Origin of the sequence: Gillisella vitis (assembly GCF_021559775.1) — a bacterium.
GTDB classification, from domain to species: Bacteria; Pseudomonadota; Alphaproteobacteria; order Rhizobiales; family Rhizobiaceae; genus Allorhizobium; species Allorhizobium ampelinum.
Window position 1 is genome coordinate 168,959 of sequence record NZ_CP056047.1, and the last position, 15,390, is coordinate 184,348.

The window sequence follows — 15,390 nt, forward strand, 5'->3', positions numbered from 1 at the left end:
GTCAGGACATGACGGGCCAGATATGATTGGATTGACGACGGCTTCTATAATGCGCCCGGAGAAGACGGACCTCAGCGCCGAGATCGAGATCTGCGGTGTTGAGGCCATCTGTGACCTGTCCGGCACGCTGTATCTGCCAGCATTGCGATTGCTCGTCGTCTCCGACCTGCATTTGGAAAAGGGCGCGGCCTTTGCGCGGCGTGGCCAGCTTCTGCCGCCCTACGATACCGTTGCGACATTGAAAAAACTGCAAGCGGTGATTGCCCGTTTCGATCCGGCCATCGTCGTCAGCCTGGGTGATACGTTTCATGACCGGCTGGGGTCTGCCCTGATGCCGGAACCCTTCCGGCAGACACTTGAGCAGATGTCACGAGGCCGCGAATGGATCTGGATTACCGGCAACCATGATCCTGATGGGGTCGAAAACCTGGCGGGCATGGTGGCCGATGAAATTTCCTATGGCGGATTGGTGTTTCGCCATGAACCGCAAATCGGTGAAAGCGCCAGAGGCGAGATTGCCGGCCATCTTCATCCATCAGCCACCGTGCGCCGGCGGGAGAAATCCGTGCGTCGCGCCTGTTTTGCCGCCGATGGCGACCGGCTGATCATGCCGGCTTTCGGGGTGACGACGGGCGGGCTGGATTTAAAGCACAAGGCGTTCACAGGGCTTTTCGCAAGGGAGGCGCTGGTCGCGCATCTTCTGGGCCGGGAGCGGATCTATTCGGTGCGCTTCAACGGCCTGTTCGCCTGAAAACCTATAAATGTAAGTTATTGGTTACTTTGATGCGCCATCTCCCGCACGCGCACCACCGTGACCGTGCACGGCGCTTTCGAGGCAACTTCCGCCGATACGCTGCCGAGCAGAGCGCGCTTTGGTGAATTGGCGCGGGCGCCCATGACGATATGGTCGACACTGTTGTCGCGGGCATAATCCAGGATGGCATTGGCGGGTGAGGTGCTTTCCAGCACATGGCAGGTAATTTGCGGCTGGTCCTTCAACGGCGCTGCCCATTGCCGCAGCTTGCCAAGGCGGGCGACATGCTTGTTATTGCCCTCGTCGTCCAGGTCGTTGTCGAGGTTGAGCCGGGCGATTTTCAAAATATTCAGGCAAGCAAGCCGCGTGCCGGGCGAGCGCGCCATGATGCGCGACACCGTCAGCCGCATGGCTTCCGTCAGTTCCGTCGAGGTTTCGCCAAGATCGAGGGCAACGACGATGATCGGTGCATTGGCCAGGGCCGCCGTGGCGGTTTGCGGCTTGAGCAATTCGATCGGGTCGGGGTTGAAGCGGCGTTTCAAAACCGCCGCCAGTCCGTCCTGCTTCAGCTTGTCAGCCCGCGCCGTCAGGGCAACGGCAGGCAGGTCCTTCAGGTCCAGCGCCAGTTGGGCTGCGGTCGGCGTCCTCCTTGCCGGGTTCACCTCCAGGCAGCGCAGGATAACTTCCTGGAATGCGGGAGATATTGAAGGGTTAAGCGCTCTTGGCGGCACCGGATCGCGCCACAGCCGACGCTTCAATCCCTTCAGCCGCTGCGGATCGCCAAAGGGGCGTTTTCCGGTGGAAAAGAAATACATCAGCACGCCCAGTGCAAACAGGTCGGAGCGAAAATCCGAGCGAATGCCCAGGATCTGTTCGGGCGCCATATAGGGTGCGGTGCCATAGGGCAGGCGAAATTCCTCGTTCACCAGATCCGGCAGATCCAGATGGCGCGCCAGGCCGAAATCCACCAGCACTGCCTCGCCACTGTCACGAAACAGGATATTCGAGGGCTTGATGTCGAGATGAACCACATGCTGGCGATGCAGGTCGGCAAGCGCCGTGGCGATCCGCTCACCCATCCTTACCACTTCTTCTGCGCTGAGCGGCAGGCTGTCCAGCAATGGATAAAGCGATTTGCCCGGCAATCGTTCAAACACCATGTAAGGCAGATGGGTGAAATCGCCATTGGCAACAAAACGAGGCACATGCGGGCCGGAAATGCGCGGCAGGATCATCTGCTCCATTTCAAAGCCGACAATCATCGCCGGGTCGATGCCGCCGCCCATTTCCGGTACTTTCATCAGCAGCGGGAAAAAATAATCCGGGTGGGTCACGGCATAAAGCCGGGCCATGCCGCCCTTATGCGCTTGCTCCACCACGGTGAAACCATCGATCACGCTGCCCGGTTCAAGGCGGTTGCGGGCCATGTCATCGTCCCCTATAGAGCCGTGTGGCAAGCGTCTCAGTCAAGCCCGCCGCACGGATGGCCGCTGCCGCGCCGTCGATGTCATAGTTGACCCTGATGAAGGTCAGCGTGTTCTTTATCGTGTCGAGCAGGCCAAAGGCCGCCGCCGGATCGCCATCACGCGGCTGGCCGACCGAGCCGATCACGCCGAGCCAGCGTCGCTGCGCCAGAAGCGGAATGTCCGTTTGCGAATGGGGAACAAAGGTGGTGATCTTGCCTTGAGGTGGAGGGCCATCGGTGGTCTGACCATAGGAAGCGAGCGCATAAAGCGTCGGTCGATGGACATGGCCGCAAAAACTGAGCCGCGCCGTGCAGGCGGCAAAATGCTGCGCCGCCGTGTCGCTGTCGGTTACATAATGAAAGGCCGAGGGAGAGGTGGCTTCGGCATGGACATAGAGCCGGTCTTCATCCCGCAGCATCATCGGTAGATTGGCCAGAAAGGTCCGCTGTTCTTCGCTCAGGACCTGCCGCGTCCAGTGAATGGCGGCGCGGGCCGTGTCATTGAGGGAAATTGCGGGATCGCTTACCGCCTGGTCGTGATTGCCCCGCACCACCAGGGCACCTTGCTGCTGCAAAGCGCGGACCTTGTCGACGCAGCGAACGGGATCGCCACCATAGCCGACGATATCGCCGAGAATGACGATGCGTTCGGCACCGGCCTGCGCCGTCGCCTGCAAGACCGCGTCAAAGGCCTGGGCATTGCCGTGGATGTCGGACAAAAGAGCAATGCGCATCGACCCTCCCCTGGCATCGCATCATCAGTACGGCCAACCATAAGCAGTTTGTTGAGGCTGCACCATTGGACTGAAGGTGGGGGAACATGAAAAACCCCTCCAGCGCGATGCGCGGAGGGGTGATCTGGTGAGGCTGTGCGCAAGTCGGTTAGGCAGCGCGAACGATATCGATTAATTCGACCTCGAAAATCAGATCCTGCCCGGCCAGTGGGTGGTTGGCATCGATTGTCACCACATCGCCAGCCACATCGGTCACGGTGACAATCAGCGGCGTGCCATTGCCACTCTGGGCTTGAAGCCTTGTGCCGGGCGCCACATTGACATTGGCGGGGATCAGGTCGCGCGCCACCTGCTGAATTTTCTGCGGATCATGCGCGCCATAGGCCTCTTCCGCAGGCACCGTCACCCGCTGGCTACGCCCGACCTCCATGCCATCCACCTGCCGTTCAAGCCCCGAAATGATCTGGCCAGAGCCAATTTCGAACTGGAGCGGATCGCGGTCGCGCGAGGTATCGAATTGCGTGCCATCCGGCAGCAGGCCGGTGTAGTGGATGCGTACGGTATCGCCGTTTTTCGCTTGCGTCATGGTAATGTCCTTTCGTCTCAAGGGAGGCACGGGTGCAATGGGCACAGCATTGCCTCCTTGAAGCTTCCTTTTCGCCAGGGCATTCCTGGGACGTCCCGGATGGCCGTAGCGGAAGCGATTCAGCCGACACACGGAAAATTCGTGAGTTGCATGACGACTATCGGAGTGTTCACACCCAAAGGTGCAAGCCTTAACAGAAGTAGGCCTGAAACGCGGCAGATCAACGGCAGCACAGTAAAAACTGGGAAAACTACAGCCCTGTGCGCCATGGATGACGCACGAAAGTTATATTTAAATATTTGTATACTATAGATAATTCCTTAAATTGATTCCACTTTGAGGAATTATCCCGGAACGGGATTTTCTATTCCGCAGCGCTGCGGCGGGGGCTGGAGACCTGGGTAATATAGGCCCGCAAAGCCGCTGGACGGACGGGCTTATGCTGGACGGCAATGCCCTGCCGTTCCGCTTCCGCCCGCACGTCGGCGGTTCGGTCAGCGGTGATCAGCAGACCGGGTACCGGCTGACCGTAGAGCGCGCGCAGGCGCAGGATCGCGCCGATGCCGCTGCCATCTCCCAGATGATAATCGGCGATGATGACGTCCGGTGCCGCAGGATTGTCGCTGAAGGTCGTGTCGAGATCGGTGACCGAGCCTGCGGTCATCACCGCACAGCCCCAGCCGCTGATCAGCAACCGCATGCCTTCCAGAATATCCGGCTCATTGTCGATGCACAGGATGCGCAGGCCGTTCAGACTGCTCCGCAGCGCGGTCGCGGTCGCCAAATCCTCAACGGGCAACGGCGCCTTGGCGCTCTTTTCGAACGGCATGGTGACGCGAAAGCTGGTGCCTCGGCCCGGCCGGGATTCCAGCGCCACCGTCGCTTTGAGGACCCGGGCGATACGATCGACAATCGACAGGCCCAGCCCAAGCCCGCTGGCGGTTTTGATGCCTTCATCCAGCCGGGCAAATTCCTTGAACACAGTGCGAAATTTCGATGTCGGAATGCCGATGCCCGAATCCGTTACCTGAATGATCACCTGGCCGCCACGGCGGCGCGCACCAACCAGAACCTTGCCGGAGGGCGTGTATTTGATGGCGTTGGAGACTAAATTTTGCACCAACCGACGCAGAAGGTTGGCATCGGAGCGGACGCTGAGCGTGGTCGGCAGCACCACCAGTTTCAGGTTTTTCTCCAGCGCCATCGGCTCGAAATCGGTCCTGATCCGCTCCAGCAGGCCTTGCAGGGGGACGGTGGCAAAACGCGGCTTCATTGCGCCTGTATCCAGCCGGGACAGGTCCAGCACCGCGCCAAGAATCTGTTCGACCGATTCCAGTGCCGAATCGATATTGCGGACCAGTCCGGCATTTTCCGACTGGCCCAACCGTTCCACCAGCGCCGAGGAATAGAGCCTTGCGGCATTGAGCGGCTGGAGAATGTCGTGACCGGCGGCGGCAAAGAACCGGGTCTTGCCGATATTGGCCTCATCGGCGCTGGCGCGGGCCTCGGCAAGTGCTGTATTGACCCGCATCAGTTCTGCCGTGCGCTCGCCCACCCGCTGTTCCAGCGTTTCATTGGCCTGTTTCAAGGCTCGATCTGCTGCCACCTGCGGGGTGATGTCGGTGAAGGTTGCCACCAACCCCTTATCGGGCAAGGCGTTGCAGCGCACCTCGATGATCTGGGCACCTTCGCTCAATACCAACTGGAAGGGTTCATCGAGATGGTGGAAATTGGCAAGAACGCCCGCTTCCTCCTTGGCCGCAATGGCGCCGCGCTCGGTCAGCCGATGGACTATCGTGCTGAGTGGCACGCCGACCTGTCCCATTTCGTCGGGCAGATCGAGAAGGCTTCGAAATCGCCGGTTCCAGATGGTCAATCGGCTGCTGCTGTCAAAGACCGCTATGCCCTGATCCATCTGCGAGAGCGCGGTTTGCAACATGTCCTGGTTATAGTGCAGGGCCTCGCTTGCCTGGTCGAGCAGCCAGGCGGTATCGGCGGACGTATCCTCGGCCTTTTGCAGCACCAGCGACAGGACCAGCCGGGCCGAGGCCGAGCCGATGGCGCTGCCTAGCAATTGTTCAGTGAAATGGATGAAAGCCATGTCGGCGGGGCTATCGTCTTCCAGCCGGCGACCGGCATCGCGCTCATAGCTTTTCAGCGAGCGTTCCATCCGCTCCTGACCGAGATAACGGGCAATCGCTGTCTTCAGATCGCCAATGCTGACCCGGGTTTTCCAGCCCCTGGTGGCAAATTGCGAACGTTGGTGGCGGCGCACGAATATGCCCGACTGGATACGCTCGACCGGGCGAGGGTTGCGGCTGAGACTGCCAAGCACGAAGGCCAACAGGTTGATCAGCAGGGACAGAACGGTCGCCGTCAGCAGCGGATCGGCCCCGGCGCGGCTGAAGGCATCGACACCCGGAAACAGGAAGGACAGGATATCCGGCGCCAGATCCTTATGGGCATCAAGCCCGAAGCTCGGCAAAAGCAGCGTATAGATCCAGGTGAGAAAACCAAGCGATAGGCCAAGGATTGCGCCCCGCGCATTGGCCCTGCGCCAGATAAGCCCGCCCAGCAGGCAAGGGGCAATCTGGGCAATGGCGGCAAAGGCCAGCAGACCGATGGAGGCAAGGCCCCTGTCATCGCTGGCCAGCCGGAAATAGGCATAGCCGAGCAGTAGTACCCCGAAAATCGCCAGGCGGCGAATGAGAAGCACGGTCTTGGCCAGACTTTGTGAGGCCTCAGGCCCATGCCGGAACCCGCGTCGCAGCAGAACCGGCAGGACGATGTCGTTGGAAATCATGATGGCCAGCGCCACCGTTTCGACGATCACCATGGCAGTGGCGGCGGAAAAACCGCCGATGAAGGTGACCAGCGTGACAAATGGCAGATCATGGGTCAGCGGCAGGGAAAGCACATAGAGATCGGCATTGCCGGTGCCGTTGAAAGCCAGAAGCCCGCCAATGGCAGCTGGCAGCACGAAGAGATTGATGGCGATCAGATAAAGCGGCAGCAGCAGTCCGGCCCGGCGCAGTTCCCGATCCGTGCGGTTTTCGACCACGCTGACATGGAACTGGCGCGGCAGCATCAATATGGCGAAGGCCGAAAGCGCAATCAACAGCAGCCAGCGGCTAAGGGGTGTCTCATAGGCCAGCGCCTCCATCACCCTCGGGCTTTCGGTGGCCGCGCGCCAGAGATCAGCCGGTCCATCGAATAGGAAGAACACCACCGTGATGCCCAGCGTGCAAAAGGCCAGCAGCTTGACCACCGATTCCATCGAGATCGCCAGGATCAACCCGTCCTGATGCTCGGTGGCGTCCGTATGGCGGGTGCCGAAAATCGCGGAAAAGCAGGCAAGCGTCAGGGCAACGATCAGCGCCAGATCGACGAAATAGAGATTGCCGGTGCCGATGCCGTAGCTGGCCGGATCGACCATGACGCCGACCGAATTGGAGACGGCCTTCAGTTGAAGTGCGATATAGGGAATGGAGCCTGCCAGCGAAATCACCGTTACCAGCATGCCGACAATGGGGTTCTTGCCATAGCGGGCGGCGACGAAATCAGCGCCGGAGGTCAGCTTTTCGACCTTGGCGATCTCGATCATCCTGCGGATCAGCGGCAGGCCCAATGTCAGCATCAGGATCGGGCCGATATAGATGCCCATGAATTCGAGGCCGCGGTCCGCAGCCAGGCCGACGCCGCCGAAATAGGTCCATGAGGTGCAATAGACCGCCAGCGACAGCCCGTAGACAAGCGGACGCCCACCGGCGGGCACGCCATTGCGGCGGCTTCGCCTGTCGCCATAGCTTGCCACCGCAAACAGCAGCAGCAGATAGGCAATCGATGCCGTGATGATCAGCCATGCCGGAAGCATCGCTTGCCCCTCCCATTCACGTGCCTCTTATAAAGCACTGTCACTTTAAGCCATGCCGTTGCCTTTTAAAATCGGGGGCTTGTTGGCAATAAGTCGAAACCGAAACGGAATTTGCGCGTTAAAAAGACTGTTGGATTTTGGCATTCCTGCTTAAACCGGCAATTTGGGCTTCTAAGGCACGTCTTTATGAGGCATCTATGAAATCATCCAGGTGAATGGAGGCAGGCAAATCATGAAGGGGACAGGTGTGTTCAAAGAATTCAAGTCGTTCATTGCCAGGGGCAATGTCATGGATCTGGCCGTCGGTGTCATCATTGGTGGCGCCTTCGGTTTGATCGTTACCTCGTTGGTCAATGATATCGTCATGCCGGTGGTTGGCGTGGTGTTTGGCGGGTTCGATTTTTCCAATTATTTCCTGCCGCTCAGCGACAAGGTCACGGCCCAGACCTTGGCCGAAGCGCGCAAACAGGGCGCAGTCTTCGCCTATGGCAACTTCCTGACCGTCGCCATCAATTTCGTCATTCTGGCCTGGATCATTTTCCTGATGGTCAAGGGAGTCAACGTCCTGCGCAAACAGCTGGAACATGATGAAAAACAGGGCAAACCCACACCGCCACCACCGGCAGACGTCGTGCTGCTCACCGAAATCCGCGATTTGCTGAAGGCACAGCAGAGCAACGGGGTTGAGGCGTCTTCAGGACGTATTGAGCCAGGCAAGCCTTGATGGTTCGCTGTCTGCTGTGCTGACAGAAAATGAGGCTGACCGAAAAGCAGTGAAACCGATAAATCCTGTTGCATTTGCAATGAGGTAGATATGGCCTCGGTCCTTGGTGCAAGGGTTTCCACGGGCCGAGGCCATCACCAGAATCGATTGGTCAGCCACTCTTTCTCATAGGATTTTCTCTGGAGCTTCGGTTATGAACGACATAACTAAAGGAGCTTGTCCATGTCTTTGCCTGCCGGTCTATCCCTGATTTCCAGCCTTAGCCACCGTGCCACGTCCGCGCCCGAAAGCGGTATTGTCGAGATTATCAACTATGCGCGTGGGCGCGATAATCTCCTACCGCTCTGGGCCGGGGAAGGCGACCTGCCGAGCCCGGATTTCATCAATCGGGCCGCAAGCGACGCGCTCCTGGGTGGCGAGACATTCTATACCTGGCAACGTGGCATTCCCGAACTGCATCAGGCGCTTTCCGATTATTACCGGCGGCATTTTTCCGTCAGCCTGCCGAGCGAGCATTTCTATGTGACCGGCTCCGGCATGCAGGCCATCCAGCTTGCTGTGCAGGCGATGACCGGGCCGGGCGACGAGATGATCTACCTTTCCCCCTGCTGGCCCAACATCGTCGCCGCCATCGAAATCAGTGGCGCAAAGGCTGTCGGTGTGGAAATCGGCTATGAGCATGGTGCCTGGCAGCTGGATCTCGGGCAGATCGAAAAGGCGATTACGCCCAAAACCAAGGCGCTGTTCATCAACACGCCGTCCAACCCGACCGGCTGGACGGCCAGCCTCGATGATCTGCGCGCCATTCTCGCGCTTGCCCGCAAGCATGGTCTTTGGATTCTGGCGGATGAAATTTACTCGCTTTACTATTTTGCTGGTCCCTCCCGTGCTCCGTCCTTCCTGGATGTGATGGAAGAGGGCGACCGGGTGATGTTTGGCAATTCCTTTTCCAAGAATTGGTCGATGACCGGCTGGCGGGTTGGCTGGCTGGTGGCGCCACCGGAAATCGGTCAGGTGCTGGAAAACCTCATTCAATATTCCACCTCTGGCGTGGCGCAGTTCATGCAGCGCGGCGCGGTGGCGGCCTTGGACCACGGCGATCAATTCGTCGCCGAAAACATCCAGCGGGCGCGCACCTCGCGCGATATCTTGCTGGATGCGCTGATCGCCACCAACCGGGTCCGTTCCGTTAAGCCGGATGGCGCGCTTTATGCTTTCATGGAAATCGATGGCGTGACTGACAGCCGGGCGGCGGCCATAGATATCGTTGATAAAACCGGCGTGGCGCTGGCGCCCGGGTCGGCGTTCGGGGCAGGTGGCAGCTCGTTCCTGCGCGCCTGTTTCCTGCGCGATCCACGCCAGATCGAGGATGCTGCCGGGCGGTTGAGCGATTACATCGCCCGGCTTTGAGGGCTTCTCATTCAATACGATAGGGGCTGCGTTGCGCCAGATGCGATTGCACGCATCTCTCTCGAATGGGAAAGAGCAGTTGATTGACAAACCCCGATTTCGGCATTTCGTCACCCTCGGGCTTGTCCCGAGGGTCTGCTGCCGCTAAATAAGCCATTGATGGTGTTGGATTAAATGAACGTGCTTAGATGCTCGGCACAAGGCCGAGCATGACGTCGCGGATGAATACGGGGTTTGTCAGCAGTCTGGAGGCGGCCTTAGAGTTTGTCAGGGAAAAGTGGAAACCGGTTTTCCCGAAAAGACAAACGAAAACAAGAGAAGCTAGAGTCTGTCAGGTTCAACCTGAACCTGACAGACTCTAGCCGCCGCGCAATGCCGCTCAAAGACTTGCCAGAGCTTTTTAGCCGGAACGCCGACCCCCAATTAGTAGACATCCTCCAGTTTGACGACAGCTTGCCTCGCTAGGGTTGTCCGGCAGGGAGAGGTTGCCGGGTTGTGCATGATCGGTGGCCCTCCAGTTTGCGCATCTTGCCCGCCTGCGCGGGCATTTTGCGTCTGAGAAAAGGTATCCGGCGGCAATTGGATTGAAACCGGACAGGCTGTGAAGTGGGCAGGTAGGCAATGGTCGGCATGGAGATTGGGCGATGAAGGCGGTTATCCTGGCTGGCGGTCTCGGCACGCGGATTTCCGAAGAGACCCATTTACGGCCAAAGCCGATGATCGAGATCGGCGGGCGGCCGATCCTCTGGCACATCATGAAGCTCTATTACGCTCATGGCATCCGTGAATTCATCATCTGCTGCGGGTTCAAGGGCTATATCATCAAGGAATATTTCGCCAATTACGGTCTGCATATGTCGGATATCACCTTTGATCTCTCCGATAACCGGCTGGAATTTCACCGCAAGAGCGCCGAAAACTGGCGCGTGACCCTGATCGATACCGGTGAAAGCTCGATGACCGGGGGACGGCTGAAGCGGGTTGCTTCCTATCTGAAAGACGAGGAAGCGTTCTGCTTTACCTATGGCGACGGCCTCTCCGATCTGGATATTTCCGCCACGCTGCGGTTTCACAAGGAACATGGCAAGCTGGCCACGGTCACCGCCGTGCAGCCGCCCGCCCGCTACGGCGCCCTGAAAATGGACGGGCCGATGGTGCGTGGCTTCGTGGAAAAGCCGGTGGGCGAGGCGGGCTATATCAATGGCGGCTTCTTCGTGTTGTCCCCCAAATGCATCGACCGGATCGCTGGCGATGACATGCCGTGGGAAGCCGAACCACTGACCGGTCTGGCCGAAGATGGCGAGCTTTGCGCCTATCTGCATAACGGTTTCTGGCAGCCGATGGATACGCTGCGTGACAAGAACCATCTGGAAGATCTGTGGGCCGGTGGTAGCCCGCCATGGAAGAGCTGGTGATGATGATCGACCGACAGTTCTGGGCCGGAAAACGGGTGCTGCTGACCGGCCATACCGGCTTCAAGGGCAGCTGGCTGGCGCTTTGGCTGACGCAAATGGGCGCCCAGGTCAGCGGTCTGGCGCTTGCGCCACAGACCACGCCCAACCTGTGCGGCCTGCTGGCCGGTCATGATAATCACGCCGAGGGCGGCATTTGCGATCTGCGTGACCGTATTGCGGTGGCGGCCCTCGTTGCCCAGGTAAAGCCGCAGATCGTCTTCCATCTGGCCGCACAGCCGCTGGTGCGGCTTGGCTACCGCGATCCCGTGGCGACCTTTGAGACCAATGTGCAAGGCACGGTGCATGTGCTGGAAGCGCTTCGGATTTCCCCGGATGTGAAATCCATCGTCGTCATCACCACCGACAAGGTCTATGAGAATGCCGAGACCGGCAAGGCCTTTGTCGAGACCGATCCGCTCGGCGGTCACGATCCCTATAGCGCCAGCAAGGCGGCGGCTGAGATCATCGTCTCCAGCTACCGGTCGTCGTTTTTTGCCGCACGCGGCGTCGGTCTTGCCACGGCGCGGGCCGGCAATGTCATCGGCGGTGGCGATTGGGCTGAGGACCGGTTGATCCCGGATGCGGTGCGCGCCTGGAGCCTCGGTGTGCCGCTTGACGTGCGCCGGCCGAATGCGGTCCGCCCCTGGCAGCATGTTCTGGAGCCCTTGGCAGGTTACATCGCCATGGCGCACCATCTGTGGCATGATCCGGCTTCGCTGACAGCGTTAAATTTTGGTCCTGACCACGCCAGTGCGGCCTGCGTTGCGGATGTTCTGGCTCTGGCCGTCAGGCATTTCGGCAGCGGTGAGGTGGTGCTGGGCGATGGCAGCGATGGTCCTCATGAAGCCGGTTATCTGATGCTCGACAGCTCCAAAGCTTGCATGACACTCGGCTACAGGCCGCTCTGGTCGCTGGAGGAAACCGTGGCGCGCACCATGAACTGGTATCGACGGCTCGCCGCTGGTGGATCGGCAAAGGACCTGTGCCTTGCCGATATCGCCGATTATACCCATGGTCTCGGCATGGATGTGAGGCAGGCGGGATGAGCCAACGTTTCCAGCCCGAAGACACCGCGATCCCCGGCCTGACGCTGCTGACCCGCAGCCGGTTTGGCGACGAGCGTGGTTTTCTCAGCCGGTTGTTTTGCGGTGAAGAGCTTGCGGCTTTTGGCTGGCCGGGGCCGGTCTTGCAGGTCAACGAAACCGGCACGGCACAAAAAGGCACTGTGCGTGGCCTGCATTTTCAACATGCGCCTTTTGCCGAGTGGAAACTGGTGACCTGCGTCGAAGGCACTATCCTCGACGTGGCTGTGGATCTGCGCAAGGGCTCCCCAAGCTTTCTCCAGCATGTCTGCGTCGAGCTGTCGAGCGACAATTGCCGCTCGTTGCTGATCCCGCCGGGCTTTGCCCATGGCTTTCAGGCACTGAGCGACACCGTGCGGATGATTTACACCCATTCCGCGCCTTACCGTGCTGAGGCTGAAGGCGGGCTTCACCCGCAGGATGCGAGGATCGGCATTGGCTGGCCTTTGCCGGTTGAGCGGCTGTCAGTCCGAGACCAGAGCCATCCGCTGATCCAGGCCGATTTTGAAGGACTGATTGCATGAATTGCCGCCATTGCGGATCGCTTCGGATGCGACCCTTTCTCGATCTTGGCACCGCGCCACCCTCCAATTCCTATGTGAAGGCCGAGGATTTGGCAAAGCCGGAGCTTTGGTATCCGCTGGTCATCCGGGTCTGCGAAGACTGCCTTTTGGTGCAGACCGAGGATTTCGCCGCCCGTGAAACCTTCTTTTCCCACGACTATGCCTATTTTTCCTCGTTTTCCTCGTCCTGGCTGGCGCATGCCAAATCCTATGTCGAGGTTATGAGCAAACGGTTCGGGCTTAACGACGGCGCGAAGGTCGTGGAAGTGGCCGCCAATGACGGCTACCTGCTGCAATATGTGCGTGAGCGCGGCATCGCCTGCCTGGGTGTGGAGCCGACGGCCAGCACGGGACGCGCCGCGCGCGACAAGGGTATCGACATCGTCGAAGAGTTTTTCGGCGTGGAACTGGCGAAAAAGCTGGTGGCCGACGGCTGGGCCGCCGATCTGACCGCCGCCAACAATGTGCTGGCACATGTGCCTGACATCAACGATTTCGTCGCAGGCTTTGCCCATCTGCTGAAACCGGCGGGCGTTGCAACTTTTGAATTTCCGCATCTGATGAACATGATCGCGGAGCGCCAGTTCGATACGGCCTATCACGAGCATTATTCCTATCTGTCGCTGCTGGCCGTCGACCGGATTTTCGCCGCTAACGGCCTGATGGTGTTCGATGTGGAAACCACGCCCTGGCATGGCGGTAGCCTGCGGGTGCTGGCCTGCCGGGCCGACAGCAAGGCCCATGTCCGCACACCGGCTGTCGAGGCGATGCTGGCGCGTGAAAGTGCGGCCGGTCTTGATGCCGTGACCGGCTATGACGGTTTCCAGATTGAGGCCGAAGCCGTGCGCGACGATTTCCTGTCCTTCCTGATCGACTGCAACCGGAAAGGCCTGTCTGTTGCTGCCTACGGTGCAGCGGCCAAGGGCAATACCCTGTTGAACTTCGCCGGCCTCAAAGCCGGTCAGATTGCTTTCGTCGTCGACAAGAACCCGGCCAAGCAAGGCATGTTCCTTCCCGGAAGCCGCGTGCCGATTGTTTCGGAAGAGGTTCTGAAAACCCGTAAACCTGACAGACTGGTGATCCTCCCATGGAATCTGACGGCAGAAATCAAACAACAGCTTTCCTATATCGCCGATTGGGGTGGGAAATTCGTGACCGCGGTGCCGAACCTGACAGTCCATCCATAACGGCGGACGCCACCATAACGCAGGAGAGCCAGCCGATCCTGCCGAGAGACACGCTGCCACGTCCCGGCGATGCAATCAGCGCCAAATAGTGGCTGGCACCAGAGCGTAGATCCAGGAGACCCTCGATGACCGACAAGCCAACCCTTTCGATTTGCGTGCCTTCGCGCAACCGGCAAATCTATTTCCAAAAGACCATTGCGGGACTGTTGCGCAACACGCGTACCGATGTCGAGTTCATTTTTACCGACAATTCCGACGATCCCACCGTGATGAACGATTTCATGGCGAACCTCGCGACGGATAAGCGTATTGTCTATCTTCCTACAACCGATCGTGTCCTGTCGATGATGGACAATTGGGAGCGGACGATTCATGCCAGCCGAGGCGAGTGGGTGGTGTTCATCGGCGACGACGATTTCATCGAGCCTGACGTCGCCGGACTGATCCTGCGGATTGTCGAGATTAATCCGGCTATGGAGGCATTAACCTGGGGGATTTTGAATTATTCATGGCCGGTTGAAGGAGAAGCGGTCTGTACCGTGGTTGTGCCGTTTGATCGAAGCGTCATGCGTTTACCCAGGGCGGAACCGATGCGCCGGATGTTTGGCTGGCACGAGTCGACATCCGTTCCAACGTCCGGCTTTTCCATTTACCATTCCGCTATCAGGCGAAGGCTGCTGGATCGGATCTATGCCAAATATCATCACCGTTACTTTGAGCATCCGGTTGTCGACTACGATATTGCGATGAAAGTGATCTGCGAAGCGCAGGACTTCGTGGTGTGCCAACGGCCATTCTCAATGCTCGGAGCCTGCCCCCAGAGCAATTCTTTTTCCATCGGTCGCTTGGAAGACACCAAGATGCGGGCCAAAATTTTCATGGACGAATTCGGCAAGAATTTTGAAGAAGACCCGACGCTGCGGGATTTCCCATTCAGCTCCTTTCTGGGCTGTACGGCGACCATTGGCGTCACCCAGCAATGGTTCCGGAAGACTTATAATGTCAACTATACGGGGTGGGAAAAGGGCTATGCAATCGCCTGCGCACTCAATACCGAAACCTATCGAGACAGGGAGGCCTTTGACATCATTCGCGCAGGTTACGAGACGGCCTTCCGCAATTGGCAGGGGGGAAGGTTTCTGTCACATTACCAACCGGTGTGGCGCGGCGACATACCCGTGACGCCCATGAGCGGTGCGACCTCTGCCGGGGTGATGGTGCTTGCCGATATCGCTGGGGCAACGTCCCCTGCCGAGCTTTGGGATGTCGTCTCGGCGATGATTGTGGCTCCCGACGATATTCTCGTCCGTCCGACAGGCTTGCGTCTGCAGAGCGAAGAGGAGTTTGCCACGAATGAACTTATGCGGCTCGAAGGAAATATGCGTGTTGGCAGTTCTGAAAAGGCAGTTCCCGGCAAGCCGGTCGCCATGCGCAATGACCGACACACCAGAGGCCGGCGGCGCTGAACTTAATCGCCTTCCTGTCTTCAAAGATCGACCAAGTTACCTACCGTAGTGCGTCACCGTCGTGGTGACTTTTCAGCCGTCCTGACGGTGA

The 15,390-nt window shown here is 59.0% G+C and carries 12 protein-coding genes; 8 read left to right on the forward strand and 4 right to left on the reverse strand.

Going from position 1 to position 15,390, the window contains the following annotated elements:
* The first annotated feature begins 49 nt into the window (after nucleotides 1-49).
* A complete protein-coding gene (gene pdeM, locus AVCG78_RS00770; RefSeq protein WP_071202838.1) occupies nucleotides 50-751 on the forward strand; it encodes a ligase-associated DNA damage response endonuclease PdeM in 702 nt (233 codons plus the stop codon).
* 17 nt (nucleotides 752-768) lie between these two features.
* On the opposite strand, the gene AVCG78_RS00775 is transcribed toward pdeM, so the two are convergent.
* The 4 genes from AVCG78_RS00775 to AVCG78_RS00790 all read right to left on the reverse strand — a co-directional run bounded on the left by AVCG78_RS00775 (nucleotide 769) and on the right by AVCG78_RS00790 (nucleotide 7,413).
* The gene (locus tag AVCG78_RS00775; protein WP_071202703.1) at nucleotides 769-2,181 is read right to left on the reverse strand and encodes a bifunctional serine/threonine-protein kinase/universal stress protein; all 1,413 of its coding nucleotides are present in this window, start codon (nucleotides 2,179-2,181) and stop codon (nucleotides 769-771) included.
* A gap of 1 nt (nucleotide 2,182) precedes the next feature.
* Nucleotides 2,183-2,953, reverse strand: a complete 771-nt coding sequence (locus AVCG78_RS00780; RefSeq protein WP_071202704.1) for a metallophosphoesterase family protein — start codon at nucleotides 2,951-2,953, stop codon at nucleotides 2,183-2,185.
* A 148-nt stretch (nucleotides 2,954-3,101) separates the two neighbouring features.
* A complete protein-coding gene (locus AVCG78_RS00785; RefSeq protein WP_041696160.1) occupies nucleotides 3,102-3,539 on the reverse strand; it encodes an FKBP-type peptidyl-prolyl cis-trans isomerase in 438 nt (145 codons plus the stop codon).
* Nucleotides 3,540-3,903: 364 nt separating this feature from the next.
* Entirely contained in the window at nucleotides 3,904-7,413 is a 3,510-nt protein-coding gene (locus AVCG78_RS00790) for a PAS domain-containing hybrid sensor histidine kinase/response regulator (protein WP_156601516.1), read from the reverse strand.
* A 247-nt stretch (nucleotides 7,414-7,660) separates the two neighbouring features.
* Here AVCG78_RS00790 and mscL point away from each other — a divergent pair, with 247 nt between their 5' ends.
* The 7 genes from mscL (at nucleotide 7,661) to AVCG78_RS00825 (ending at nucleotide 15,299) form a co-directional block, all read left to right on the forward strand.
* Entirely contained in the window at nucleotides 7,661-8,137 is a 477-nt protein-coding gene (gene mscL / locus AVCG78_RS00795) for a large conductance mechanosensitive channel protein MscL (RefSeq protein ID WP_139191304.1), read from the forward strand.
* 222 nt (nucleotides 8,138-8,359) lie between these two features.
* A complete protein-coding gene (locus AVCG78_RS00800) occupies nucleotides 8,360-9,547 on the forward strand; it encodes a pyridoxal phosphate-dependent aminotransferase (protein WP_071202709.1) in 1,188 nt (395 codons plus the stop codon).
* A 644-nt stretch (nucleotides 9,548-10,191) separates the two neighbouring features.
* A complete protein-coding gene (gene rfbF, locus AVCG78_RS00805) occupies nucleotides 10,192-10,962 on the forward strand; it encodes a glucose-1-phosphate cytidylyltransferase (protein WP_071202711.1) in 771 nt (256 codons plus the stop codon).
* On the forward strand, nucleotides 10,962-12,047 hold the full coding sequence (rfbG, locus tag AVCG78_RS00810; protein ID WP_235694954.1) for a CDP-glucose 4,6-dehydratase: 1,086 nt from the start codon (nucleotides 10,962-10,964) through the stop codon (nucleotides 12,045-12,047). The genes rfbF and rfbG overlap by 1 nt, the downstream gene beginning before the upstream one ends.
* Nucleotides 12,044-12,607 carry a dTDP-4-dehydrorhamnose 3,5-epimerase family protein gene (locus tag AVCG78_RS00815; protein ID WP_071202713.1) on the forward strand — a complete coding sequence of 188 codons (564 nt, stop codon included), beginning with the start codon at nucleotides 12,044-12,046 and terminating at the stop codon, nucleotides 12,605-12,607. Before rfbG ends, AVCG78_RS00815 begins: the two co-directional genes overlap by 4 nt.
* Before the next feature lie 26 nt (nucleotides 12,608-12,633).
* Nucleotides 12,634-13,833, forward strand: coding sequence for a class I SAM-dependent methyltransferase (locus tag AVCG78_RS00820; protein WP_234665119.1), 1,200 nt, complete (start codon nucleotides 12,634-12,636; stop codon nucleotides 13,831-13,833).
* Nucleotides 13,834-13,958: 125 nt separating this feature from the next.
* The gene (locus AVCG78_RS00825; RefSeq protein WP_071202718.1) at nucleotides 13,959-15,299 is read left to right on the forward strand and encodes a glycosyltransferase family 2 protein; all 1,341 of its coding nucleotides are present in this window, start codon (nucleotides 13,959-13,961) and stop codon (nucleotides 15,297-15,299) included.
* Nucleotides 15,300-15,390 lie beyond the last annotated feature (91 nt).

Excerpts from the sequence above, each read along its gene's own strand:
- AVCG78_RS00790 (WP_156601516.1), bottom strand. The coding sequence starts at position 7,413 with ATGCTTCCGGCATGGCTGATCATCACGGCATCGATTGCCTATCTGCTG.
- rfbF (WP_071202711.1), top strand. The coding sequence starts at position 10,192 with ATGAAGGCGGTTATCCTGGCTGGCGGTCTCGGCACGCGGATTTCCGAA.
- AVCG78_RS00825 (WP_071202718.1), top strand. The coding sequence starts at position 13,959 with ATGACCGACAAGCCAACCCTTTCGATTTGCGTGCCTTCGCGCAACCGG.
- rfbG (WP_235694954.1), top strand. The coding sequence starts at position 10,962 with ATGATGATCGACCGACAGTTCTGGGCCGGAAAACGGGTGCTGCTGACC.
- AVCG78_RS00820 (WP_234665119.1), top strand. The coding sequence starts at position 12,634 with ATGCGACCCTTTCTCGATCTTGGCACCGCGCCACCCTCCAATTCCTAT.
- AVCG78_RS00815 (WP_071202713.1), top strand. The coding sequence starts at position 12,044 with ATGAGCCAACGTTTCCAGCCCGAAGACACCGCGATCCCCGGCCTGACG.
- pdeM (WP_071202838.1), top strand. The coding sequence starts at position 50 with ATGCGCCCGGAGAAGACGGACCTCAGCGCCGAGATCGAGATCTGCGGT.
- AVCG78_RS00800 (WP_071202709.1), top strand. The coding sequence starts at position 8,360 with ATGTCTTTGCCTGCCGGTCTATCCCTGATTTCCAGCCTTAGCCACCGT.
- AVCG78_RS00780 (WP_071202704.1), bottom strand. The coding sequence starts at position 2,953 with ATGCGCATTGCTCTTTTGTCCGACATCCACGGCAATGCCCAGGCCTTT.
- AVCG78_RS00775 (WP_071202703.1), bottom strand. The coding sequence starts at position 2,181 with ATGGCCCGCAACCGCCTTGAACCGGGCAGCGTGATCGATGGTTTCACC.
- AVCG78_RS00785 (WP_041696160.1), bottom strand. The coding sequence starts at position 3,539 with ATGACGCAAGCGAAAAACGGCGATACCGTACGCATCCACTACACCGGC.